18 protein-coding genes and 3 pseudogenes are annotated in these 23,696 nt (G+C 41.5%); 16 read left to right on the forward strand and 5 right to left on the reverse strand.

From position 1 onward, the window contains the following. Nucleotides 1-208: 208 nt before the first annotated feature. Nucleotides 209-2,560, reverse strand: coding sequence for a PhoX family protein (locus ACKTT2_RS51655; RefSeq protein ID WP_407900896.1), 2,352 nt, complete (start codon nt 2,558-2,560; stop codon nt 209-211). An 888-nt stretch (nt 2,561-3,448) separates the two neighbouring features. Here ACKTT2_RS51655 and ACKTT2_RS51660 point away from each other — a divergent pair. The 10 genes from ACKTT2_RS51660 (at nt 3,449) to ACKTT2_RS51705 (ending at nt 16,422) form a co-directional block, all read left to right on the forward strand. Further along, nucleotides 3,449-5,251 (forward strand): vanadium-dependent haloperoxidase, encoded by a 1,803-nt coding sequence (locus ACKTT2_RS51660; protein ID WP_407900897.1) that lies wholly within the window; start codon nt 3,449-3,451, stop codon nt 5,249-5,251. Nucleotides 5,252-6,044: 793 nt separating this feature from the next. After that, entirely contained in the window at nt 6,045-6,602 is a 558-nt protein-coding gene (locus tag ACKTT2_RS51665) for a hypothetical protein (protein WP_407900898.1), read from the forward strand. Nucleotides 6,603-6,617: 15 nt separating this feature from the next. Next, nucleotides 6,618-6,995, forward strand: coding sequence for a hypothetical protein (locus tag ACKTT2_RS51670; protein WP_407900899.1), 378 nt, complete (start codon nt 6,618-6,620; stop codon nt 6,993-6,995). Then, on the forward strand, nt 6,943-9,690 hold the full coding sequence (locus ACKTT2_RS51675) for a putative type IV secretion/conjugal transfer ATPase (RefSeq protein WP_407900900.1): 2,748 nt from the start codon (nt 6,943-6,945) through the stop codon (nt 9,688-9,690). Before ACKTT2_RS51670 ends, ACKTT2_RS51675 begins: the two co-directional genes overlap by 53 nt. Nucleotides 9,691-9,932: 242 nt before the next feature. Continuing rightward, on the forward strand, nt 9,933-10,775 hold the full coding sequence (locus tag ACKTT2_RS51680; RefSeq protein WP_407900901.1) for a hypothetical protein: 843 nt from the start codon (nt 9,933-9,935) through the stop codon (nt 10,773-10,775). 24 nt (nt 10,776-10,799) lie between these two features. Next, nucleotides 10,800-11,843 (forward strand): hypothetical protein, encoded by a 1,044-nt coding sequence (locus tag ACKTT2_RS51685; RefSeq protein WP_407900902.1) that lies wholly within the window; start codon nt 10,800-10,802, stop codon nt 11,841-11,843. Between the two features lie 234 nt (nt 11,844-12,077). Next, the gene (locus ACKTT2_RS51690; RefSeq protein ID WP_407900903.1) at nt 12,078-12,911 is read left to right on the forward strand and encodes a hypothetical protein; all 834 of its coding nucleotides are present in this window, start codon (nt 12,078-12,080) and stop codon (nt 12,909-12,911) included. Between the two features lie 368 nt (nt 12,912-13,279). Then, on the forward strand, nt 13,280-13,966 hold the full coding sequence (locus tag ACKTT2_RS51695; RefSeq protein WP_407900904.1) for a hypothetical protein: 687 nt from the start codon (nt 13,280-13,282) through the stop codon (nt 13,964-13,966). Nucleotides 13,967-13,993: 27 nt separating this feature from the next. Further along, nucleotides 13,994-15,643 carry a hypothetical protein gene (locus ACKTT2_RS51700; protein WP_407900905.1) on the forward strand — a complete coding sequence of 550 codons (1,650 nt, stop codon included), beginning with the start codon at nt 13,994-13,996 and terminating at the stop codon, nt 15,641-15,643. Between the two features lie 167 nt (nt 15,644-15,810). Continuing rightward, the gene (locus ACKTT2_RS51705; protein ID WP_407900906.1) at nt 15,811-16,422 is read left to right on the forward strand and encodes a hypothetical protein; all 612 of its coding nucleotides are present in this window, start codon (nt 15,811-15,813) and stop codon (nt 16,420-16,422) included. A gap of 31 nt (nt 16,423-16,453) precedes the next feature. On the opposite strand, the gene ACKTT2_RS51710 is transcribed toward ACKTT2_RS51705, so the two are convergent. The 3 genes and pseudogenes from ACKTT2_RS51710 to ACKTT2_RS51720 all read right to left on the reverse strand — a co-directional run bounded on the left by ACKTT2_RS51710 (nt 16,454) and on the right by ACKTT2_RS51720 (nt 18,105). Beyond that, nucleotides 16,454-16,876: an ester cyclase gene (locus ACKTT2_RS51710; RefSeq protein WP_407900907.1), complete on the reverse strand. Its 423-nt coding sequence runs from the start codon at nt 16,874-16,876 to the stop codon at nt 16,454-16,456. A gap of 329 nt (nt 16,877-17,205) precedes the next feature. Further along, a pseudogene (locus ACKTT2_RS51715) lies at nt 17,206-17,469 on the reverse strand (DUF72 domain-containing protein); the annotation flags it as partial. Between the two features lie 99 nt (nt 17,470-17,568). After that, a complete protein-coding gene (locus ACKTT2_RS51720) occupies nt 17,569-18,105 on the reverse strand; it encodes a hypothetical protein (protein ID WP_407900908.1) in 537 nt (178 codons plus the stop codon). An 18-nt stretch (nt 18,106-18,123) separates the two neighbouring features. Here ACKTT2_RS51720 and ACKTT2_RS51725 point away from each other — a divergent pair, with 18 nt between their 5' ends. The 3 genes from ACKTT2_RS51725 (at nt 18,124) to ACKTT2_RS51735 (ending at nt 20,006) form a co-directional block, all read left to right on the forward strand. Beyond that, entirely contained in the window at nt 18,124-18,252 is a 129-nt protein-coding gene (locus ACKTT2_RS51725; RefSeq protein ID WP_407900909.1) for a hypothetical protein, read from the forward strand. A gap of 137 nt (nt 18,253-18,389) precedes the next feature. Continuing rightward, a complete protein-coding gene (locus ACKTT2_RS51730; RefSeq protein ID WP_407900910.1) occupies nt 18,390-18,530 on the forward strand; it encodes a hypothetical protein in 141 nt (46 codons plus the stop codon). Between the two features lie 729 nt (nt 18,531-19,259). Next, entirely contained in the window at nt 19,260-20,006 is a 747-nt protein-coding gene (locus ACKTT2_RS51735) for a hypothetical protein (protein ID WP_407900911.1), read from the forward strand. Nucleotides 20,007-20,012: 6 nt separating this feature from the next. Here ACKTT2_RS51735 and ACKTT2_RS51740 read toward each other — a convergent pair whose 3' ends face one another. Further along, nucleotides 20,013-21,422: an ATP-binding protein gene (locus ACKTT2_RS51740; protein ID WP_407900912.1), complete on the reverse strand. Its 1,410-nt coding sequence runs from the start codon at nt 21,420-21,422 to the stop codon at nt 20,013-20,015. 172 nt (nt 21,423-21,594) lie between these two features. Here ACKTT2_RS51740 and ACKTT2_RS51745 point away from each other — a divergent pair. The 3 genes and pseudogenes from ACKTT2_RS51745 to ACKTT2_RS51755 form a co-directional block, all read left to right on the forward strand. Next, nucleotides 21,595-21,792, forward strand: a pseudogene (locus tag ACKTT2_RS51745) (Tse2 family ADP-ribosyltransferase toxin); the annotation flags it as partial. Nucleotide 21,793: 1 nt separating this feature from the next. Continuing rightward, nucleotides 21,794-22,135 (forward strand): annotated as a pseudogene (locus ACKTT2_RS51750) (RRXRR domain-containing protein); the annotation flags it as partial. A gap of 89 nt (nt 22,136-22,224) precedes the next feature. Beyond that, on the forward strand, nt 22,225-23,184 hold the full coding sequence (locus ACKTT2_RS51755; RefSeq protein ID WP_407900914.1) for a 50S ribosomal protein L11 methyltransferase: 960 nt from the start codon (nt 22,225-22,227) through the stop codon (nt 23,182-23,184). Nucleotides 23,185-23,696 lie beyond the last annotated feature (512 nt).

Here is a 23,696-nt window from a genome sequence, read left to right on the forward strand (position 1 = left end):
ACGATATGACACTCAATAATTCGATGAAATGTTGGGTTTCGTTAATTCGATAAAATGTTGGGTTTCGTTCCTCAACCCAACCTACTTTATAAATTATCTCTAATTAACGTTAGGATTGGGATTTGAAGCCTCTTTCCTTGAAGGACGCTGTTGGCGAATAATGGATCTCCCCCCAATCCATCGAGGGGACTAAGGGGGGTAAATCTGATTAGAAAAATTTGCCTTTGGAATCCTTACGGCGAATACCAATGACTGTTGGACGGGGTACACCTGTGGCGTTATCTTCACCACCATATTCAGTAGGAATGTTGCTAGGCCAGCTACTACCGCGAGGTAATGTACGTGTCTGGTTGAATGTGTTACCATTCAAATCTAGCAATTCGATAGTACGGCTCAGTTGAGTCCCATCGTTAACTGGTACGTTTTCACCGGGATGCTGTACGGAAATAACTAGTGTATCGCCTACAAGAGTTGGTCCGGTCATTTCGCAACGGACTGGACCGTAAGCAAAGGGGATAACTGTTCCCGCGTCGGGTCCCTTGGTGGGAATGACAAACAGCCAGTTGTTACCGAATACACCAGTAAAGGTAGAAACGTTGCCAGTTGCTGTGTGGTTAATTGTGTTTTGAGTTGGATTAGCACCAAGACCAAAACCGTTGTGAGTGTCAGTGGACATATCTGTGACACCCCAAACGTTTCCTTTAGGATCGATAAGCAAGTTATCTACGTTAGCGAAACCAGCGCCTGACTCAGAACCATCTTCCCCACCTTGTTTAAATCTCTCCCACCGGAAGGTGGTACCTGTACCGTCTTTACTATCTTCGATAATCTTGTAAAGCCCTCCAGACTGTTGGGTGGCATTGACTGCGGCATTTAACTTGGCAACTTGAAAAATCCGCGAATCTGGATATCCATCGCTTCCTGGCGCACCGTCTGTATAAGAAATAAATACTTCTTTGGTGTAAGGATGCACTTCTAAATCTTCGGGACGGGCTGTGGGTGTTCCTCCAGCTAAGTTAGCAGCTAAGAAGGCGTCGCTAAGAAGCGCACCTTGACTGGTGTAGAAGTCAGAAAGCTTTTTATTTTGATAAGCGGGTAAAGCTGTAGCTTCGTTTTTGCGATCGCAGTTAAAAGCACCACCATCTGTTGTTTCTCCAGCAATGCCATTACGTCTGGGTAATTTTAACAGACCATCTCTTTGCGCTGACCCCAAAGCGTTAAATTCTACAGAAGAAATAACCGATGGTAAAATAGGATTCGTTGGCGTGTCTAAGTTCAAAGCAATCCACTCACCATTACCATCTGGGTTAAAACGAGCCACATAAAGAGTTCCTTCTTCCCACAATTGGCTGTTGCTCTTGTCAGTGACTGAACCAATAGTCCCCTCACTCACAAACTTCCAAGTGTGTCCGCCACGTCTGTCATCGCCTAAATAAGCAATTAATTTGTTGCCAGCTTCAGCACGACAACCAACGTTCTCATGGCGGAAACGACCTAATTGAGTGTGTTTGCGCGGACGGAAGTTGGGATCTGCGGGGTCAACTTCTACAATCCAACCGTATTTCTCTCCAACCAGACCAAATGTCTCGCCAGTAGTTCCTTTGGTGTAACCTGTTTGAGTTCCATCAGGTTTGACTGATTCTGTCACACCCACAAAAAATTCTGTACTTCCTTGGAAGTTTTCTTCACCAGAAAGGATTGTACCCCAAGGAGTTGTACCACCAGAACAGTTATATCCCGTGCCAATGATTCTGTTACCTAATCCGTCTGAACTGAGAGGAAACACTTCACGTGCCGCAGATCCGGTACCGAGCAGGTAATTCTCATCACCTTTTTGATAGCTTAAGCTTCCCCAAGAAGCGACTTTTTCATATCCATCGCGACGTTCGCTGTTAATTCCCAATCCAGAAAGACTGTGAAGGCGGCGGTTTTTAAGGTCTCCTTTAACAACGACAAAGCGACCTTTGGAGTCTTTACGAATACGAACGATAGAGCCACCTAGGTTGTACAGAAATTCTCCGTCTAAGGCAACGCCTCTTTCCGAGGGTAGAGAAAACCCAATGACATCTTCAAAAACTGTCGGGTAACCTGCTAAGTTGGTAGGTGTCTCTGGTGCTAAGAGGGAAATGGGATAACTTACGTACTCATGATTCACCCATAGGTAGCCTTCATCATCACTGTCATTGATAGGAACAAAGCCAGTGTAGTCGTTGTTATAGCCAAAATATTCGTCTTTGTTGGGGAAGACGCGATCGCCCCAACTGACAATCGTGTAACGCTCGTACTCTGGAGGTACAACGACATCATCAATCACTTTGTAACTGGTTAGATTGAGATTAGATGTATCCAGAATTTTTCCTTGACCGATAGACTCTGGCAAGAAACTGTTTTTGTCTTGATAAATTTCGAGAGGATGCGGTAAGCGTACAGGGGTAAAACTTAGGGGGTGCGGGTTTTTTGCTTGTGCAATATTAGCACCACCTAAAACGCGATCGACTACTACAGCACCCGCAGTCCCTGCAAAGAACAGCAGTATTTGTCTCCGACCCAACTTGGACATGATAGAAGTTTCCTCTTTAGTTAAGTTTTCACCCTTATAAAATTTGTCTTACAAGGCAAGCTGTCAAAATGACCAGAAATTTTCCAAAGTCAAACTCCTGAAAACTCTGGTTTTTTTCAGCAAATTAAAAGCTAGTTGCTGCCGATACACAGATTTAGTTTTTAAGAGTCTTAAAAACTGAATTTGTGTACTATATACCCAAAGATGAATGTATGCTTTTTAGGTTAAGAAGAGGTAATCTTATAATTAATAACTAAATTTTTTTAGGTCTTTCTCTTGACAAATAATAATTTATGATAGGATGTGAACTGAATTTATAACTGTATCACTTGGTTTTAAGTAGGTCAGCACAACCAAAATTACTCCCTTCGGTGCTACAAGAGTACCAATTTCTCTTCCTTTCTCTTTGCGCCCTTTTGCAGTTCATTTAAATAAGTAAGTAAGTGGTCACAAATAATCATTACTCGATCGTAGTTGCGCTTTAGCGAAGACAGCGCAACTACGATCGAGTAATGATTACCGATCGCTGTCATCAATTGCTGTTAAAACCGCAGAGAACAGCAAGAATAATGAATTGACAAATTACTCATTAAGTGGTAAAAATACAAATTTCTTAGAAAAGAAGGAACAGGGAACTCAACGCTCGATCCTTAAATAAGCATTTAATAAATATTTTCACTAAAATATTGCTTTTCACGCTTGTTTGTGCAAAATTATAATTCAACCGTAAAGCACGGTTTGTCAATCAATTTTTAGTACTTTACAAACAGACATCAATAAACTCAGTTGATGCCTGCTTAGCATTTGCAGAGATGCTGTCTTTGCAAAGTTATAGTAGTGACTTGCTTAGTTCCATAGTTTACTTCTTAAGGTGTGGAGACAACAAAAATGGCATCCGAACCCAATTCCCATCAAACTTCTTCACAAGAGATACAAAAAGGTGCGATCGCTGGAAGCCGCAAGCGCTCATTCATAGGTCGTTTGAATAGACGTTCATTTCTGGGTCGTGCTGGTTTATTGACAGCTACGGCTACTGGTATTGTGACAGGAGTCATAAGTTCACCTTTTTCCTTTAAGAAAAGAGGAAATATTGTTCTAGCACAAGGTACGCCCGGACAGTATAGCTTCGACTATGAAGGTTTTAGTCAGAAAGCCTATCAAGTTCGCTTGCAAGCAGCAAAACTTGAACTTGATTTTGGCACTCCCCCCCATCCAACTAACGGGGATGAAGAACGTTATCCCAACAAAATTGCCACCGACACTAGGGGTTTACCACATGATGAGCGTGGAGAAGTCAAATTAGAAGCTTATAATTCTTTGATTAAAGCACTGACAACGAAGAACCCCAATGATTTTGAAAATATCATCTTGGGTGGTACTCGACAATTGGTCAACCCTCAAGGACCACTAGCAATCAGCTTAGAAGGGCTCAACGCAGCTCAGATAGCGATTCCGCCAGCACCAACTCTGGATAGTGCGGAACAGGCTGCTGAGGCAGTTGAACTTTACTGGCATGCTTTACTACGGGAAGTGCCTTTTAACGAGTTCCAGAATAACACCAACGATCCCAAAGTCTTGGCAGCCGTTGAAGATCTCAACAAGCTTTCAGCATTCCGGGGACCGAAAGAAAATGGTGTTATTACTCCCCAAACCCTGTTTCGCGGTAGCGTCAATTATGTCGATCCGAATGACCCCTCAGGTAGGACAGCAAAATACGTTATTCCACCTGGAATATTAGACGGTCCTTACATTTCACAGTTTCTGTTGCGAGAGATTCCTTTCAATACCCAGTTTATTTCGCCCCTGATTCGTACTGCGGTACCTGGTGAAAACTTCCTCATTGATTACGATGAATGGTTGACCGTGCAAAATGGAGGTAGTTCCGGCAGATCTCTTAGGTACGACCCCATACGCCGTTATATCTCCACTGTTCGCGATCTGGGTGAGTACGCTCATATTGGTGGACCTACATACATCGGATCCCTCAATATTTTAAGTAGTGGTATTAACGCACCTTTGAATCCCGGTAATCCCTATGTTAGCTCAAAAACTCAAATAGGTTCTGCTGCCACGTTTGCTGCAGCACATTATCAAGCCTTACTCCTGTTGGCTCCTTCGCGAGCAATCAGAGCTTCCTACTGGCAGAAGTATTATGTACATCGCCGTCTGCGTCCGGAAGCATACGCTGGGTTGATCTACAACAAACTTACCTATAAGACCGATTATCCGATCGATTCCGAGATCTTGAATTCCAAAGCTTTATCTCAGACCTTTAGCACCTTTGGCACCTATCTATTACCCCATGCGTACCCAGAAGCAGCACCGTTCCATTCCTCTTACAGTGGTGGTGCTTCTGCTACTGCTGGTGTTTCAATTACACTGTTAAAAGCGTTCTTTGACGAGAACTTTGTCTTCCCCAATCCTGTAGTCCCCGATCCCAAAGATCCCACAAAAGTAATTCCTTACGAGGGACCGCCACTGACAGTGGGTGGTGAGTTGAATAAACTGGCAACTAACTATACCATTGGTCGCAACCTTGGTGGTATCCATTGGCGATCGGATGGTTCAACTGGTTTGGCTATAGGAGAAGAGATTGCCATTAGTATCCTTAGAGATGAAAGGCTGGGATATAATGAAAAATTTGATGGCTTCACTTTTACCAAGTTTGACGGTACGAAAATTACAGTATAACTTCATAGTTTAAAAGCAGTTTTTATAACTAAAAATACGACCAATTGGTGAATTGGTCGTATTTCTTGTATAAATTGACACAATATTAAGAGGAAAAATTTTGGTTTCTTGTGGTACGAACATCTTACCCACTTTTCATAAGGGACTTCCAAATAAAAAAATAACCAACTTTCTCTTGTGGTACGGGCGTCCTCGCCCGTTCTTTATTAGTAACGGGCGAGGACGCCGGTTCCACAAGATGGATAATTTATTTCTTGGATATCCCTAAGACGATTTTCGAGAAAGATTTTACAGCCATTTTCAGGTAAATAGACCACAGATGTAGGGGCGCAAGGCATTGCGCCCTTACAAACGATGTGGTTCATTTAGGTGAAAACAGCTGTAAGCTGTTCAAACAAAGCTTGACGATCCATACTAAATGAGTCCTTGTCTTGCGACTTTGTTTGTATAGCTGCGAATTCTATTTTGCCAGGTATTTTGACAAAATTGAAATGTTCCCGTCTATGACGATTCTTTTCGATTTTATGTCCAATAGTTATATCTCCCATCTTAACTATTGAATAGTTGTTTTAAAATAGACAAGACATCTATCCTGAAAAAAAATTCTTTCTTGGTATGTTATATTGTTTACCAGTTTTCCTGTTTGATTTTTTAATGTATATTAGTATACAAGCAAAAGAATGCCATGCTACTTGGCAGAGTCAGACGTCTGCCTTAATTGAAGGGTAGACTACCAAATAAGGTGCAGCAGCGTGCAAGTCGTTACTAATAGAAAGGTTGGGAAAATTCGTCCATGTCTGTAAAAAATTTTCAAAAAGAATCATTCGGTCGGGTGACACGTTGGTACGCTCACTTCTTTGCGTCTGTACCGTTTTTACTTACCTGTGCTGTTTTCTTGACTGTTATTTGTTGGAAAAGCCCTGTTTTACTGCTTTGCTTGCTTTTTATTGGTTTAGCAACAACAGTCATTCAACAAATAGCGCAACAGACACATTTATCTAGACATTGGTTAATTCTTTTGCAAACTCTGGCGATCGCTACAATTCTTAGCTTCTTTTGGATAGACTACTTCAGCGTTCCAGCAGCAGCTCAATTTTTTGGCAAAGCGGAAAACTTTTTCAAAAACAATTTAACTCAAGGTTCTTCACAAGGAAGCGGAACCGCAAATGCCGTAAGTTTGGTGTTTAATGTTATACGTGCATTATATTTACTTTATATTGCTGTTGCCCTCATTGGAGTTGTTAACGCGGTTCGTAAAGATGAAGATTGGCAAGTTGTAGCTAGAACGCCCCTGCTGGTAGTTATTGCTGTTACCATAGCTGATGTGTTGACATCCTTTATCATTGGCTAAGTAGGGGAAAATGTTATGGCTGATGACAGAGACAAAGAATTTCGACCCGTCAACCAAATTCTAGGAAGTCAACCTTCCCTAGGACCAATTCCCGCCGATCAAATTTTCCCTTGGACGATTATTGCCCTTCTCTCCTACATGATTATCAACGGCTTTTTTGGAGGTGCATTTCGAGATGAATGGCAAAAATGGTTGTGGACAATCTTAATTGCAGGTTGGGGGATAGGAACTTGGTGGATCTTAACAGGGGGTAGAAGTTGGCGATTTCTGAGTAAGTTTATAGGTGTTCCGACCTGGACGAGAGGCACCGCCCGTTATAAAAGTTTTCTAGAATCTCATTATGAAAGAAAAAATAGGAAAACAAAGCGTAGGCATCGCGGGTCGAGAAAGTAGACTCACTCCTTTTGAAGATGCCCTACATTTAGCGACAATGTTACGTGTTGCGCTCGATAGTCGGGATATTGGCGCTTATGTTTTGACAAAAGGTACTCAGAAAGATAAATTTTGCTTTGTTTTTGGCTTTGAATGCCAAGGTATTCATACTACCCTAACAACAGACCAAATTGAGACCATTTGTAATAACATTGAGGTTGGGTTAAAAGACATCCCAGGGGAAGAAAGAATTACCTTTCACATGGGGTCTTTTAGTTCTGATAAACAGCGTCAACAGGAACTAACATCTCTGATAAAACGCGCTCCATCACCAGATATAAAATATTTGTTGATGGCAGAACGAGCTCGTATTAAAGAACTGACTCGTGCTGGTATCCGCAAACCAAAGTTTCTCCGAATGTATGTAACGTATACCGTTGAACCAAGCGCTGCGGCAACGAATGATTGGATAGAGAAACTTTTGGCAAGAGGGGAACAGTGGTGGTTAAAATTCAAAGGTGATTTCGTAGATGTCAGAAACGAGCAGACTGAAGCTACGATCGCCACTGCTTACAAAGAAGGGTTTCGTCGTTGGGAACAGCTTCTCTCTAACCAAATGGGATTAAGCATTAAGCCCTTGACTGCTGTTGAACTTTGGCAGGAAATCTGGAAGCGATTTAATGACACGCAACCCATTGATATTCCTCAATTACTTATATTAGATGAAAACGGACTGCACGAACAAGTTTATTCAGACTTAGCAAGTACCAAATTGTTGATAGACAATCTCCACAGTACAACATTGCTAATGGAGTCTAGCGTACCATGTGCCGATCGCCGTTGGGTTCATGTTAACAACAATTACGTCGGCGTGATGACGTTTCTAGAAAAACCCGGTGGTTGGCTGAATAAGTCCGCTCAACTACGCTATTTATGGGAATTGCTAGCAAGAGAAACAGTTGTTGATACAGAAATTTTTTGTCAGTTGAGTGCTGCTAACCCTGCTTTAGTCAAAACAACTTTGCAAAGGGTTCTGAAGCAGTCCAATATCACAGCATTGACAGCTCAAGAAAAAAGCAAAACTATTGATGTTAATGCTCAATTAAAGCTGAGAAAATCGGTGGCGGCGCAAGAGCAATTGTATGAAGGCGCAGTACCAATCTATACATCTGTAGCTCTTCTCGTGCATCGCCCAAATCTTGAAAAGTTAGACGAGGCGACAAAGTATATAGAAAGTTGTTTTCAACGTCCGGCGCAAGTTGTTAGAGAAACAGAGTACGCTTGGAAACTTTGGTTGCAAACACTACCTATAGTATGGGAGGGACTGCTAGCAAAACCTTTCAACCGTCGCCAGCTTTATTTGACAAGTGAAGTGCAAGGATTAATGCCTTTAACACTAACCAAAGCAGGAGATAAACGAGGCTTTGAGTTGATAGCAGAAGAAGGGGGAACACCCGTTCATTTAGATTTGTTTAATCAACATAAAAATTTAGCACTGTTTGCCACAACTCGTGCTGGTAAATCGGTATTGGTATCGGGTATTTTAACTCAAGCTTTAGCACATAATATTCCTGTGGTAGCGTTGGATTACCCCAAGCCGGATGGGACTTCTACCTTCACCGACTATACAGAGTTTATGGGGAGAAACGGGGCGTATTTCGATATTTCCAAACAATCGAATAACTTGTTTGAACAACCAGATTTGCGATCGCTCTCACGAGACGAACAGCGCGATCGTATGCTTGATTACGTAGGATTCCTAGAATCAGCACTCATGACAATGATTTTAGGATCGTCATCAGAAAATCAACTCCTGACACAAACAGTGCGATCCATTCTCAACTTAGCATTAGGAGCGTTCTTTACTGATGAAGGTATCAAGCAGCGCTACAAAGAAGCTATAGAAGAGGGATTTGGCACACAAGCTTGGCAGAAAACCCCTACCCTACAAGATTTTCTCATATTCTGCTCCCCAGAACATCTACAGCTAGATTCCATAGGAGGTAGAGTTGAGGATGCACTCAACCAAATTCATTTGCGCTTGCGATTTTGGCTTTCAAGCCGAGTAGGACAAGCAATTTCCGCCCCCTCTAGCTTCCCAACCGATGCGCCCCTATTGGTTTTTGCTCTGAGAAACCTCTCCGATAATGAAGATGCAGCAATACTCTCCTTAAGTGCATATTCAGCAGCATTGCGACGCGCCTTAAGCAGCCCATCTTCAATATTCTTTATCGATGAGGCTCCAATTCTCTTTGAGTTTGAGCAAATTGCTAGCTTGGTGGGAAGAATCTGTGCCAACGGTGCTAAGGCTGGTATTAGAGTGATTTTATCAGCACAAGACCCCGATACCATTGCCAAATCCAAAGCATCATCTAAAATTTTACAAAACCTGTCAACGCGATTGATCGGTCGCATCCAACCCGTAGCGGTAGATAGTTTCACGAATATTTTAAAATATCCCCGTGAAATTATCGTTCGCAATGCCTCAGAAAGTTTTTTCCCCCGCAAAGAAGGCGTTTACAGCCAATGGTTGCTAGATGACAACGGGATTTATACTTTCTGTCGTTATTATCCTGGATTTGAACAATTAGCAGTTGTGGCAAATAATCCTCACGAACAATCTGCACGTACAGAAACTATGCAGCTTTACAGTGATAAGTATGAAGCAATTTCTGTTTTCGCACGTCAGTTAGTAGCTTCGCTAAGGGGATCGTAAGAAGATGTCTGAGATCTTACCAACCGGGCGAATAGAATTCGCGGCTATACAGGCGAAACTCACCTGCGTGGGTTTGAAACTCTTTATTTTTCATAAGTCCGCGCAGGCGGTGAGTCCAGCCCTGCAGGCGGGTTTCCCGCCGTAGGCGACTGGCGAACCCGGAGGGACTTCGTTTGTATAGTAGCGAATTCTATTCGCCCAAAACTTTTTAAACTAAATTTCTTTTTTCTAGGTGCAGATTTATGAGAAAAACTATGATTTTGGCTTCTTCTTTGGCATTACTAGGAATGTTACCAGCTATGGCGCAATTTTCCCAACCATCATTAGGAAAAGTTTGGGTGGATTTTCAAGAGTACGCGAGAGATTTACAGTCTTATTTGGGAAATGAAACTTATCCCGGCAATAACTATGATAATATCCCGAATCCTGCAAGAGTTGTAGAATCAGAAATAAAAGCAGCGATCGATTATTCTGCATCTAATTACATTCAAGAAGGTAGAGTCCCTAACCCAATTTCAGCAGGAAATCGCTTTCGCGAACAAGTATTTGATAATTCTTCAGGCACTTTTGAGAACAATCCAGGGGTACAATCAACAATAGCTGCTAATGAAATCGAGCGCCAAATTACCCGTGGTGTAGTGGAAAGCGTTTTGGGCGAACGGGGACAAGAAAGGTCAAAAGCGAAGTTAGAAAATGTTGAGAATTCTGTGGAAAGGATTGAGAAAGCTGTAGAAAGTGTTGAAGAAAACCAACAAAATATAATATCTCAATTTGTAAATACTGCTTGTGAGAAGTTGCAGCAGAATCAGCAAGCCTTATGTCAGAATTCAAAGCAAGCAAATTTACAGTTACAAAGCCTCATAATTCAGCGCGAGCAATCAAAAATGTTGGGGGAAACGCTTGGGCTAACATTACAAGGAAACCAGTTTCAGCAATACTCTAACTTGAATTTAGCAAACATTTCCCAGCAAATGGAAGAAGCTAATCGCGCTAGAAGAGTTGATGCGTCTGCTGAGGCGGCTCAGCTTGTAAGAGCAACGTCTCAAGCAGATTTGCTAGGAGTTAGGATTAACAGTGACAAATGACAAATGACAAATGACAAATGACAAATGACAAATTTGAACGTTTTTGCACAAATTGTTGTTAATGAGATCCTCAACGGAGGCGCAACGACTACACAAAGTCTTGCTGAGAGTTGGAACAATCAATGGGCAGATTTATTACAGAATAATACCAGTAATAATTTGTATGGTTCGCTGACGAATTTAGGGATATTTTTTGCAGTCGGGACTTTACTGTTTTTTATGATTCAATGGTTGAGGGATGTTTTAGATAATGAATATTCTCGACCACTCTCAGCTTTGATTTGGCCGTTTATTGTAGTCATACTGTTAGCTAATCCTGGAAATGGAACCATACTATCGAATTTGACACTAGGGTTGCGGAATTTTATCAATACTGTGAATCAGCAAGTCGTACAAGCAGGCGACAGCAATCAAACTTATCAACAAGCCTTAAATCTGAGCATTGCTGAAGAAATTGTTGGCTCTTACTTGCGTCCTTGTCAAACACTAACTGGCATACAGCAAACTCAATGCTTTACAGAAGCTAAGAAGAAAATTGATTATCTGTGGGCGGAGTATAGGAGTTTATATGGTGATAAAACTTGGATAAGTAGACTAGAAACCAAAGTGAATTTAGTTATAGATAATCCAGGAACTGAACCAGAACTTGCATTAAACTCTCTCGTGGGTGCGACAGTACAAACGAGTATCAAAAGTTTTTTAATTTCCTTGCAATTTGCTTTCCAGAATCTGATAGAATCAACGATGCTTCTGATAGCAGTATTGGGACCTCTAGCGGTAGGTGGATCTTTGCTACCTATAGCGGGTAAACCAATCTTTGCTTGGCTAACAGGGTTTTTATCTGCCGGAATTGCTAAAATTTCATTCAGTATTATCGCTGTGTTAACGGCGGCGGTCATTATGAACGGACCCGCAGAAGATTTGAGTGCAGATCCAGATTTAATGTGGTTTATCATTTTTTTGGGAATTTTAGCACCAATTTTATCTTTGGTTTTGGCTGGTGTTGGGGGATTGGCAGTGTTTAACGCCATTGGGAATACAGCAGCGCTAGTGAGAGACAGGGTTTAGGGTGCTAGTGTCTGAGGGTGCGATAAGCCGGGTACGGCTTGCGCCAAGGGCGATCGCAAAGTTTACATCATATTTCCAGAATCTTGGATCGAATCGGTATGGCGTTAGGTTGGATTGTATACCTATAATAAAGACTAACTCCAAGTAGTTCGGATTGCCGACAATGAAAAAAAGTTAACAGGAGAGGCTACCACAAAAAGATCTTGATAGGGAGATTGGGAAGGGGATGAATCAATGGTAAGTTTACTAGAAAAAAGACAAAAACGAACTGGGAGTGTTTTGGGAGCCTTTGCCCTCGTTACCTTCGGTTTACATCTATTCGTGGTATTTCTACTTGTCGTTCAAGGATTGACTATTCGCAAACTCAGTTTGGAAAAATCTCCTACCTTTGTACAACTCATTGATGGTAAACCAGTTGCTCTGAGTGAAGCTGAAGATTTAGAACGAGAACCACAAGCAATCCGCCAATTCGTCAGTAATACGATGACATCCCTGTTTAATTGGTCTGGCTCGCTACCAGTACAAACCGTAGAACAAGCAACAAAACCTATACCAGACCAAGGGATATCTATTAAAGCACCACAAGGTTATAGTAAAAAAGTTGCCACAAGCAGTTGGATTGCTAGTTTTGCCTTATCAGAAGATTTACGAGCAGATTTTTTAAGACAAGTTGCAGACCTAACTCCACTAGAAGTTTTCTCTAACAACCCCAGTCAAGCTATGTCAGGACAGTTAATTATCAAACAAGTTTCTCGTCCGGAAAAAATAGAACCAGGGTTGTGGCGAGTTGGTATAGTTGCGGATCTCGTTCAAAAGAAGCGTTTTCAAGAAGATAGAAAAGTCATAGTTCCCTTTAATAAAGATGTGATTGTGAAAGCAGTCAATACTTTTGCATATCCACAAGCAGATTTGATGACAGATTTGCAAAAAGCAGTCTACGCAATACGTGATGAAAAGATGGAGATATCCGAAATACGTAATTTGTGTTTGCTAGATGGATATGGAGGTTCAACAGGAAACAATTCTTGTCAAGAAAATATAGGAAATTCCGAAAGCTTTACTAGATAAAACGAAAGTTTTTAGTATTAGACAAGTTTAAAAAAATAATTCTTAGTAAATAGGTAATACCGTTTTCAAATGAAGATGCATAGAAAGAACCTCACCACGCACCTCTCCTTACCCCCCTTAATCCCCCCTTGTAAAGGGGGGAAACAGGAAATTCAGTTCCCTCCCTTTTCTAAGGGGAAACAGGAAATTCAGTTCCCTCCCTTTTCTAAGGGGAAACAGGAAATTTAGTTTCCTCCCCTTTCTAAGGGGAAACAGGAAATTCAGTTCCCTCCCCTTTCTAAGGGGAGGTTAGGAGGGGTAAAAATAATGTACGGCTTCAGAGAAAATTGGTATAAGCACAAGAACTATTAACAAATGACAAATAACTAATGCAATTACTCAAACAAGAAAACAAAAAAACAAACATACTACCACTACTAGCAGTAGTAACATTCGGTCTAAATTTGTTAGCTTTGTTAGTGCTTCTGTTTCATGGTTCGATGTTACAACAGTTGAATCGGAGAAATACAACTCAAAGTTTGGTGCAACTTGCTGATGGTAGTGCCATAACAGTAGATCCCAAACAAAATTTAGAGCGAAATCCAGAGACAATTCGACGCTTTGTCGGGGAAAGCATGACCTTAATGTTAACCTGGTCGCAAAAACAACCCCCAAGAACAGTTTGGCAATTAAGTTCTCAATTATTAGAAGGTAAAGCACAGCGAAGGTTCGAGCCAGAACTTGAAAAATTAATTCCAGAAAATCAAGCAGGAAATATCAATAAAGGAACTGAATCCGTACTAGTAGTACAAAGAATTTCTGAACCGACAAAGATTGAGGGTGAAAATGGCAAGTGGAAGGTAGAGATAATTGGCAATCACATCGTTTTTACAAGTGCTGACCCCATAGGAAACGCAACTTCTTTTCGGAAACAAATTTTAGTTCAGGCAATAGACGAACAAGCAACATCATTACCCAAAGTTCCACTTCCTCTAGATTTGGCAGTGCATCGCCTCGGCGAAGCCAAGCTAGAAATATACAATATATGTGAGATGACGGAGCGAAAGTGTTCTTAAAGTAAAGATATTTATATAAAAAATACAATGACTAAATATCAAACTCCATCTCAATCTTTCAATGGTTCAGAAGATATGCCTTACAATTCGGAGAATTTTCAACCTGAAGACGCTTCGGATTTAGAAGCACGGATGGCAAGATTAGTTGGTCTAGAAGAAGAATCTCCATCTTCTTCTAATGAGAATTCAGTTCCCACAGGACAGCCATCACTCCCCGAACCGCAAGAACCACAAGAACTGCAAACGAAGCAACCCTTATCATCCAATCCCTTCGCAAAATTAGGCGTGGTAGGAGCTGCGACTTTGGCTCTGGTTGTCGTTGCTGGAACGTTTTTAACCCAATTAATGAGCGGTACAAATAATAAACCCATCAGTCAAAATCGTAATGCGATACCGGCAGCGCCGCCACAGCCGAAACCAGAATCGCGTTTAGAGCAACTAGAAAGGGAAAACGAAGCACTAAAATCGAAACTTGCCCTCACCGAACAAGTATTAGCAGTCAAAGCAGCACAACAACAACTCAGAAATTTAAGACCAGAAACCTCTCGAATTGCAAGAGCGAATCCACAGTTGGAAGCGCGAGATTCTTCCAGAGAGAAACCAAGGGTAATAGTACAAAGGATACCAGCACCACCCGTTGTGCGAACTGTTTATCGCGATCGCATTGTAACAGTCAATCGCCCCGTGAGAGTACCGCAAGTTGTAGCCAGAACAAACCCTTTACCCACGAACGTACCACCAGTTCCACCCCCACTTGAATCATCTGTAGAATTTGCTCCACCAGCAACACCAGATCCCCTTCAGGAGTGGGCGAGATTAGCAAAACTCGGTAGCTACGGTCAAGTTTCGACTCCTGATAATCAAAACACCAATAATTCAACAGTTGCCAGCAAACCTACTGATATACCAGCACCCCAACCTCTGACCACTCCCAGACCGCCCGTGAGAATTACTCCAGAAAGCTCTACAGGTAACCTAATCGCACAGAGAAGAACCAAAGCAACCAAATCTACAGTCGTAGGAAGCACTGCCAAGGCTACTTTGGTCAAAGGTCTATATGGAGCCATCAGTAGAGGTCGGGAGAACACTAGCACTAGCAGTAACGAAATATTTGTGGTGCAGTTGAGGGAACCATTAAAAGCCGAAGATGGTTCAGTCGTCATACCAGCAAACGCTGAGCTACATACTAAGATAAGTTCTATTTCTGAAGGCGGGTTAGTAGACCTTAATGTGGATAAAGTTATCTGGCAAGAAAATGGCGATCGTATAGAAAAACCTGTGTCGCCAGATACATTGACAATTACAGGTGCTGGTGGTAGACCTCCAGTTGCTACCCAGTATACCGGTAAAGGAGGGTCATCCTTCGGGCGGGACGCAATGGTATTTGCCTTTGGAGGCGCTCAAAAGGCGGGAGAAATCATTAATCGTCCAAGGAGAAAGTGTAGCTATGAGTATCTAAATGGTGGTAATAGTGGAGAACGCGATTATATTTGTGAGGATGAGAACCAAGACAATATCGCTGCTGCGATCGCAGATGGAGGTATGAGATCCATCGTTCCCGAAATATTACGACGCAGCCAACAGGCACAATCCCAAAGAGCGCAAAGAACCAATATTTGGTGGATGGCAGCAGGCACAAAAATGGAAGTTAGAGTCAATCGAGCAACATCATTTTAATGACTACCACACTCATAAGCAAACCTCATTAATTAGAGTTTTCAAGTGAATAAACCACAGCATTTTCTTGTGGAATGGGTATCCTTGCCCGTTCCAAAGAGAAATATAACAAAAAAACGTCCGCGTCCATCAGCGTTCATCAGCGGTTCAAAACCCAAAAATTTATTATGAACGACAACACTAACATTCCAAAAAACACCCCACACAATCCTTATTTACTCCCTCTAATACCCTTCTTTTTCTCAGCCGCAATGATATTGCTAGCAAGTAGTGCTTTAGCAAACAACGCTGTTTTGCGTTCCATATTTTCCTGCCAAGCGCAAGGTTTAGGAGGCGCAATACCCGACATCAAAGTTTGGTTTCAGCAAGGGACTAACCTAAGCTTTATTCAAGCAGGAGAAACAATAAAAAAAGTTTGGTTAGATGACCCGTCAAAAGTTACATTAGATTTTGATGGTCCCATGTGCTTGCAATTCGGTCAACAAGACTCAGGAGGAGATTGTGAAAACTCAGCAGCAAGCGTTATTCACCTCAGACGAATTCAAAAACTGAACATTCCTGGGCTTCCCAACACAAACTCCTCACTTCTGACTGTAGTCACTGAAAGGCAAGGACAAAGAAAGTTGTACACATTCCGAGTGAACTACGGAGAAGGTGCGCCAGAGTATAATACCCTAGCTGTTTTCGCCGATCCCTCCTATGCTGGTGCTGGGGCTTGTGTTAGAGGAAACAATAGACAAAATTATGGGAATACAAATGTCGAAAGGCGAGACGACTAACATTTGTAAAGCAACGATACAACCAAAATTATCACGTGGGAATTAAACCAAGTTGTTGAAAAACTCCTAATACATCTTCTTGTCCTTGCTCTTCAATAACCTTACCTTCAACAATGCGGTAAATACTTATTCCACCCCACGATACAGACTTAAATGTTGGAGGGAGATTGAGCAATTTTATTTCGCCTTTGTGAGTGCCTCGAGCAGTCCAGGTAATGGCAACCTTTTCTCCTTCTGCGATCGCATCCGTAATCGTAAACTCTAGATCTGGCAATCCCGTGTGAGTATCAGCAACCCATACTTTAAAACCCTCACGATCTAATGTTTCAGGGAGTATGGGGTAATAAACTTTGAAGTCACTGCTAGCAAGTTCGTCTACTACTGCCAGATTTCCCTTTCCCCAAGTCTGGTAGCAGAATTCTCGAGCAATTTCCTTGTTTTGTTGTGTTAACATCAGACGTATCTCTTAATTTGATTAACAAAAATAACGATTTTGGGTAGTCGCTACCCTATAAGTTAAAAGTAAGTTTTTCCTGACAAAATGACAGTATGAAAAAGTCAGGAAAATTGACTTATTTTTAAAAAGGATTTTCTTAAATTGTCTGATTTAGTCAGAAATATAATTGCCCATCGGGATACAATACTTGTCGGGTTTTGCCTTTTTTTCCTCCCCTGCAACCCCTGTTAAATACGTAGTAGGGTGGGCACTGCCCACCATTCACTGTTGGTAGGCAGTGCCCACCCTACGTGTTTAGGTAATCGAATGGCACTCCCAGGGAGTAATTACCACAAATTCAGTTGATTGGGGGCGCGAGCGAGAGTATTCCAAGGTAGAGAGGGAACTTCTACACGATTTTGTTCTAATAATTTTTGGAAGTAACGTGCCGTACTGGGTGACTTCTCTTCTACAGGACAGTGAACAAAAAAATAAATTTGCGTTCCTTGTTCGAGCCACTGCTTAATTTGAGTGACCCACTCTTCCATAAAAGATTGATTAACTGATAAGGTGGCGTAACAACATATCGCAGTAAATCGGAGTAAACCCCAAAATAAAACGATTGTTCATTTGTTTCGCAGTCTGATTGACGGTAGTAACTGGTTTGTTGGTCAAACAAATCAATTCTCTTAGGACACCGTATCTAGACCCTACCGCCTACGCCTTGGCGGTTTACCTTGCTTGAGATGTTTTTCATCCAACCATCCCATTGAGACAGAGGACTCCAAACTATGACCACGCTCGGCAAGGAATGACGCAGTTCTCTCTAACAAGATTTTGTGTACCTGTTCCTTCTTCATAAAACGAGTTATTTGAAAGTCAGATGCACGATTCTGGATAACGAGCGCTGCGTTTTTATCTGCCTGCGACACTTCCCCATCAAAGGTGAAGAATCGATCTGCAATACGTTTCCCTAGTAACGTGTCATTACGATGATCGACCTGTGAAGTATAACAGGCATTGACTAATGTAACCTTTGCGCCTTTGCGAATAGAAATTTCATCTAATGCTTTTTGTAATTCTCCCTTACTCCATTCATTTAATTTACGATTTACAGCTTTGGCTCTCTTTTTCCCTTTTATGTATTTGCTTAAATCTTCGGCTACCACTTCACCAAAGCCATCAAATATTTTCTGGGTATCAGTGCGAATAAGCTGAGTAATTCTTTGACGTTTTTTACTGTCCATCACCTACCCAACCCTTATATGCCCAAACAGCATAACCAAGAAAAAATGGAGATTGACCGGATAGCACAGCTTTACACGTCAGTTGATTTACGGTTCATAGTACCTACGTTAGCAAAGCTTTCCGCGAATGTTGTTCTAGGTGTTTAAACCTGTACCGTTCGACTGTTATAGTATACGTAAGTACAATATCAACTTACACCAAAAGAAAGAACCCGAAATTATTAAAATTTGTAAAAATGCTAAGTAAAGAATAAGGTATCGGTTCAATTATTTGTAGGCGTGCCATGTCTGATATTAGTAAAGATGACAAACAATTTATGAGTATAGATATTTGGAAGAATATAGATCCTGAAAAAGTCAAGCAAAGGATTGATAAAGTTTCTGCTAAGTTAGAAGCGGTTATACGTAAGAATAGCATATTGTAATTTGGTGATAAGCTGGGTACGGCTTATCATTTGTTGTTTTTATCAGAGGATATTTTAAAAGTTTTGGGCGAATGGAATTCGCTACTATACAAACAAAGTCCGCGTAGGCGGACTGTTTAAGAAAGATTTTGAAATCTATAGCGGTTATCATTTGGGTGTAATACACAAAAAAGTTATGGAACCGCACCCTTCACGCTGATGCACGCTGATGAAGCCGTACCTCATTCGGATGAAAATCGCTATATGTAGTCAGTGAATTTAGGGAAAGCAGGGTGTAGAGATTTAAGCCTAATTTTAGACAAGGGATGAAAGTTACTATTCGGGTTGAACCTATTCCTCACAAAATCTTCAATCACTTTGTTGTCGATTTCAAATAAGATATTCCCTTGCAATTACTTAAGCGAATTTTCATGCAGTTTAATAATGAATCGGTAATTAGATGATTGCTTGCGAATTTGTTTAGCTAATCGCGGTGAGTGACCCTTTGATAAATGTCCGATTCCTCCTAGGGACTTCCAAATAAAAAAATAACCACCTTTCTCTTGTGGGACCCAGAGCAGCGCCCCTTCGGGATTTCCCACGCCCTGGCGACTGCGGAGCTTCTAGCCCGTCACTAATAAAGAACGGGCGAGGACGCCCGTCCCACAAGATGGATAATTTATTTCTTGGACATCCCCTAAGCGTCGCCGACGTAAACAGTAAGCAAGATTTGTAAGGAGTAGCTGAAAAATGGTAAGCGCTCGCGTAGAGCAAAACAGAGTAGATTCTAATCTCAATCGAGATTTTGAGCAAGTTGTAGTTCCTGCTATCTACAAGCATCTTCAAACTGAGAATTATCAGGAAGCACTGGAAGTGGTGAGCAATTTTTCCAAGACTATAGCTAACCAAGATGAAAACGATTATTTAAAGAATAAGTATGATTCTTGGAAAGCGTTGATACTTGAAAAACTTGGAAGATATTCTGAAGCACTACCTTTATATAAATCTTTAGCCCAAGTTATTGGAGCAGAGGATACTCTATTTACTTATTTTCAAGTAGATGTAGCTCGTGTTTTACACAAACTAGGAAATTACAAAGAAGCTATTCTAGAAATCGAAAAGGCTTTAGCAGATTGTAAAGATAGCTCAATTAGCGATAAATTAACAGCTTTAAATCTGTACGCTGATATTTTAGAGGAATGTCACGAAACGCTGAATAAACGCTATCAATTGTTAGTGGAGAATTTAGCAGACCAATTAGGAATTAAGGTAGAAGATAATCGCTGCTTAGACTCCAGTTATCTCAGTCAGCTAGTGAAGGAATTATCTCAAAAAAATCATGAGGCTAATAGAAGATATAGCCGGATGCTGATTGAAGTTGATGGAATTGAAGACGATCGCCAAGCTGAAAATTTAATCGAGCAGTACATTTCGCAAGAAAGTGTTAGCTACTATCGTCATTTAGCGATGAAAGCGTTAGATGAAATATTAATCTAGCATATTTTACGTATTTTTATCGATAGGCAAGCAGACAATAAAGCAGGTTCTTCCAGGTACGGAGTCAACCAAAATAGTTCCGTGATGTCGATTTTCCACAATTCGTCTCGCGGTTTCCAAGCCTAAACCCGAGCCTTTACCCATAGGTTTAGTTGTAAAGAATGGCTCAAAGATACGGAATTGTATATCCGTAGGAATGCCTGAACCTGAGTCGATAATTTCAACTAGGACACGATGTCCTTTAGATATAGTTTTAATTTCTAAAATACCTCGACCGTTCATTGCGTCTATGGCGTTGTCGATCAGATTTGTCCAAACTTGGTTTAATTCACTGCCATAAGCTGAGATTTTGGGAAGGGATGGATCGTATGAACGCTTGACCTTAATACCTTCTTTTAGTTTGTGGGAGAACAACTGTAATGTATCTTCTACCCCTTCATGAATGTCAATGATTTGTTGTGCGCCTCTGTCAAGATAGGAGTAGGATTTCATAGCCTTTACCAATGTATCTATCCTTTCAGCTCCGCGCAATCCGCTACGTATCATCGATGAGACTTCAAATGATAGTGCTAACCAACGAATTCCCATATCCCGTAATTCTGTAGTTGTATTTCGCCAAGGTTGGGTTAATTCCTCAAGAACTTCTATCTTAATACCTGCTGATGCTAGGGGTGTTGCTAGTTTCCACGCCTGCTCAACTCCATAGTTTTCTAACCATTCTAAAAGTTCGTCTTCGCGATCGCTTAACGTGATGGGGTCAACCAAATCGTTAACAATAGAAGCGACTCCAGCATCTCTTACGTCTAACCATTGCTGAGTGTGTTCGGAGTCTGCACGTTGTTGTCCATAAATTAAGTTCATTCGCTCTAGTTCTCGTACTGCTGGAATCATTCCATTGAGCGATCGCACTAGGGCGGCGGCTGGATTATTAATTTCATGAGCTAATCCTGCTGCTAGAGTTCCTAATGCAGCCATCTTTTCACGAGTGCGAATAAAAGACTCCAAACCTCGCAAGCGTCGTTGAAAAGTACGGAAAACAACTCGTTCAAAATCACGACATTCATGTAACAGAGAGAGGAAGTCAGCCGCCGCCAGTTTATACAGCTTACAATCTATGATGGCTCGCATAGTTACTGACATCGGTTCTTCCGTCAACACCGGAACTTCTCCAAAAAAATTAGGAGCACTGTGCTGACCAATTGGCATTTCAACGCCATCGCTCAAACGAGTAATGCCTATTCTTCCCTTAGCCAAGATAAAGACGCCTGTGGTACTGTCAGCAAGATCGCCTTCTTGAATGAGAGTTTCTCCCTGACGTAAATCGATGGGTTCTACGCGATCGCATACCCATTCCAATTGCTTTGGTGAAAGCTGTCGAAAGGCATCTAGTTTGAGTAAATCATCCACGCACAGCATAACAAGCTATCCCCCCGTTCATTAAGATGATTTGCCATTCAACACAGTCAACTGCTGCTCAATTTGCAACCTTATCTTTCTTGTTATCATAAAGCAAATTAGGAGTTTGAAAGCAAGACATCAATTACCTTATGATGAGTTTAGCGATCGCGCTCTAGCTAAATATTGGCGGATGGTAAAACTCTATTATCGAGGCATGGCAGAGGAAAACGGTAGACCTAAAATGGGGCGTAACCCGCGACTGTTAGGAGTTCGACCAAGCATTGACATTGATATTGAGCAAATGCCCAGAGATTGGTTAGACGAACGGGGATACCTAAAACCGGAAGCAGAACGTGCTTCTTTAGGCGAATCCGTGACTGTTGCCATCAGACGTTCAGCCATTGCGATTAAAGATTGACCCAGGTTCCCAAAAAACGGGTATTGCTTTAGTTAACGATGTATCAGGAGAAGTCATATTTGCTGCCTACCTTGGGCATAGAGGTTTTGCGATTCATGAATCTCTGACATCTAGAAAACAACTCAGAAGAAGCCGGAGAAATCGAAAAACTAGATATCGTCAACCGCCCAAACACGAATGGTTTAGGAAAGGTAACAAACAACCTTGCCCAAAACAACGTCGGAATGGTCAGCAGTGCGGTGGACGGGTTCCACAGGCTACAGCAACTGCTGACCCGGAGGGTTGGCTAGCCCCAAGCCTAAAAAGTCGCATCGTCGGATTTGAAGAGTAAGTTGAGCGAACTGTTAATTGTTGGGTAATGGATTTATTATAAGGCATAAGTTAAAACAAAAGATAGAAAATATGTCGTGGGTAGAACTAAGCCTCAACATTACGCATGAGGCTGTTGATTGGGTTTGTACGCTGCTAGCTGCAACTCACTACACAGATGATATTTATGTAAATAAATATACTAATATTGATACCAGCTTCCCAATTAATCCAGAGACCCCAGAACCACAATGGGCGTTTACAATTCGTCTCTACCTAACGAGCGATGTATATATAGAAGAAATTGCGAATTCACTTTTATCTTTGCAACGGGCTGGACTATGCAGTCCTCTTCAAGAAGTTGTCGTGCAGAACAAACCTCAGTTGGGAGAAGTTAACCCTATAATTCACCGTATTGGGCAACGCTTTGTCGTCCTGACTCCGGAAGTTCCTTATACACCTACATCTGACGAAATTGTCTTACGGCTCAAAACAAATCTTGCATTCGGCAGTGGTTTACATCCAACAACCATTCTTAATCTACAACTCCTCGAACGCCACGTAGTCCCGAAGATGAAAGTTCTCGATCTTGGTTCTGGTTCGGGAATTTTGAGTATTGCTATGGCAAAGCTTGGAGCCTACGTTTTGGCAGTAGATAATGACAGTGTTGCAGTTGAATCCACTCAAGATGCTGTCAATCGTAATGGAGTAGAGCAACAGGTCACAGTTATGAGAGGAAGCTTGGGACGTGGTAGTGAAATGGGGCATTGGATGGGCATCGGTACTATCGATCGCGTGTCTACTATTGAGGAAACACAAACCTTTGACCTGATTACCGCTAATATCCTAGCTCGGATACACATTACCCTTGCCCCAGATTATCGGCAAGCTTTGCATCGAGATAGAATGCCATCGGGTCTGTTGATTGCGTCAGGTTTTGATACCGATTATGAGGATGCAGTCAATGCAAGCTTTACAGAAATTGGATTTGAAGCGATCGATAGAGAACAATTGGATGAATGGGTTGCAATTGCCTATCATTTGAAACGATAGTTTGCTTTTAACCGTATATTAACGCTAATTTTAACCATTTTTACCATATATTATCAATGATAAACTGCACTTTAACAGTATTTTCCCCCCTTTTTAAGGGGGGCTAGGGGGGATCGATAAGTACCTAAAATCATAGCCAACCACTTTTTAAACAACCTCTTAGATTGGGGATGAAGAAAAAGTTAGCAAAGCTAAAACATTAATATTTTGATTTCATATATTCAACTCCCGGTGCCAAAACTTAAACAATCACTACTTGTAGTGACGGTATATTTTCGGCTATGTTGCAAAAATTTACTACAAGATTTTTGTAGGGTGGGCAGTGCCCACCAATAGTAATGGTGGGCACTGCCCACCCTACAGGTTTAGGTAATTATAAGAGCACGCCCAGGGAGTAGTGTGTTGTTACTGAAGAAAGGCAAAAAATTGGTTGCTAAAAATAATTTTCAGTAAAAATCCGGTAGTCAAATCATAGTACAATTTGCTACCTTCATTCCGATGCAAAGCGTGTT

The organism is Scytonema hankhaensis NUACC26, from assembly GCF_045865695.1.
Taxonomy (GTDB): Bacteria; Cyanobacteriota; Cyanobacteriia; order Cyanobacteriales; family Nostocaceae; genus Scytonema.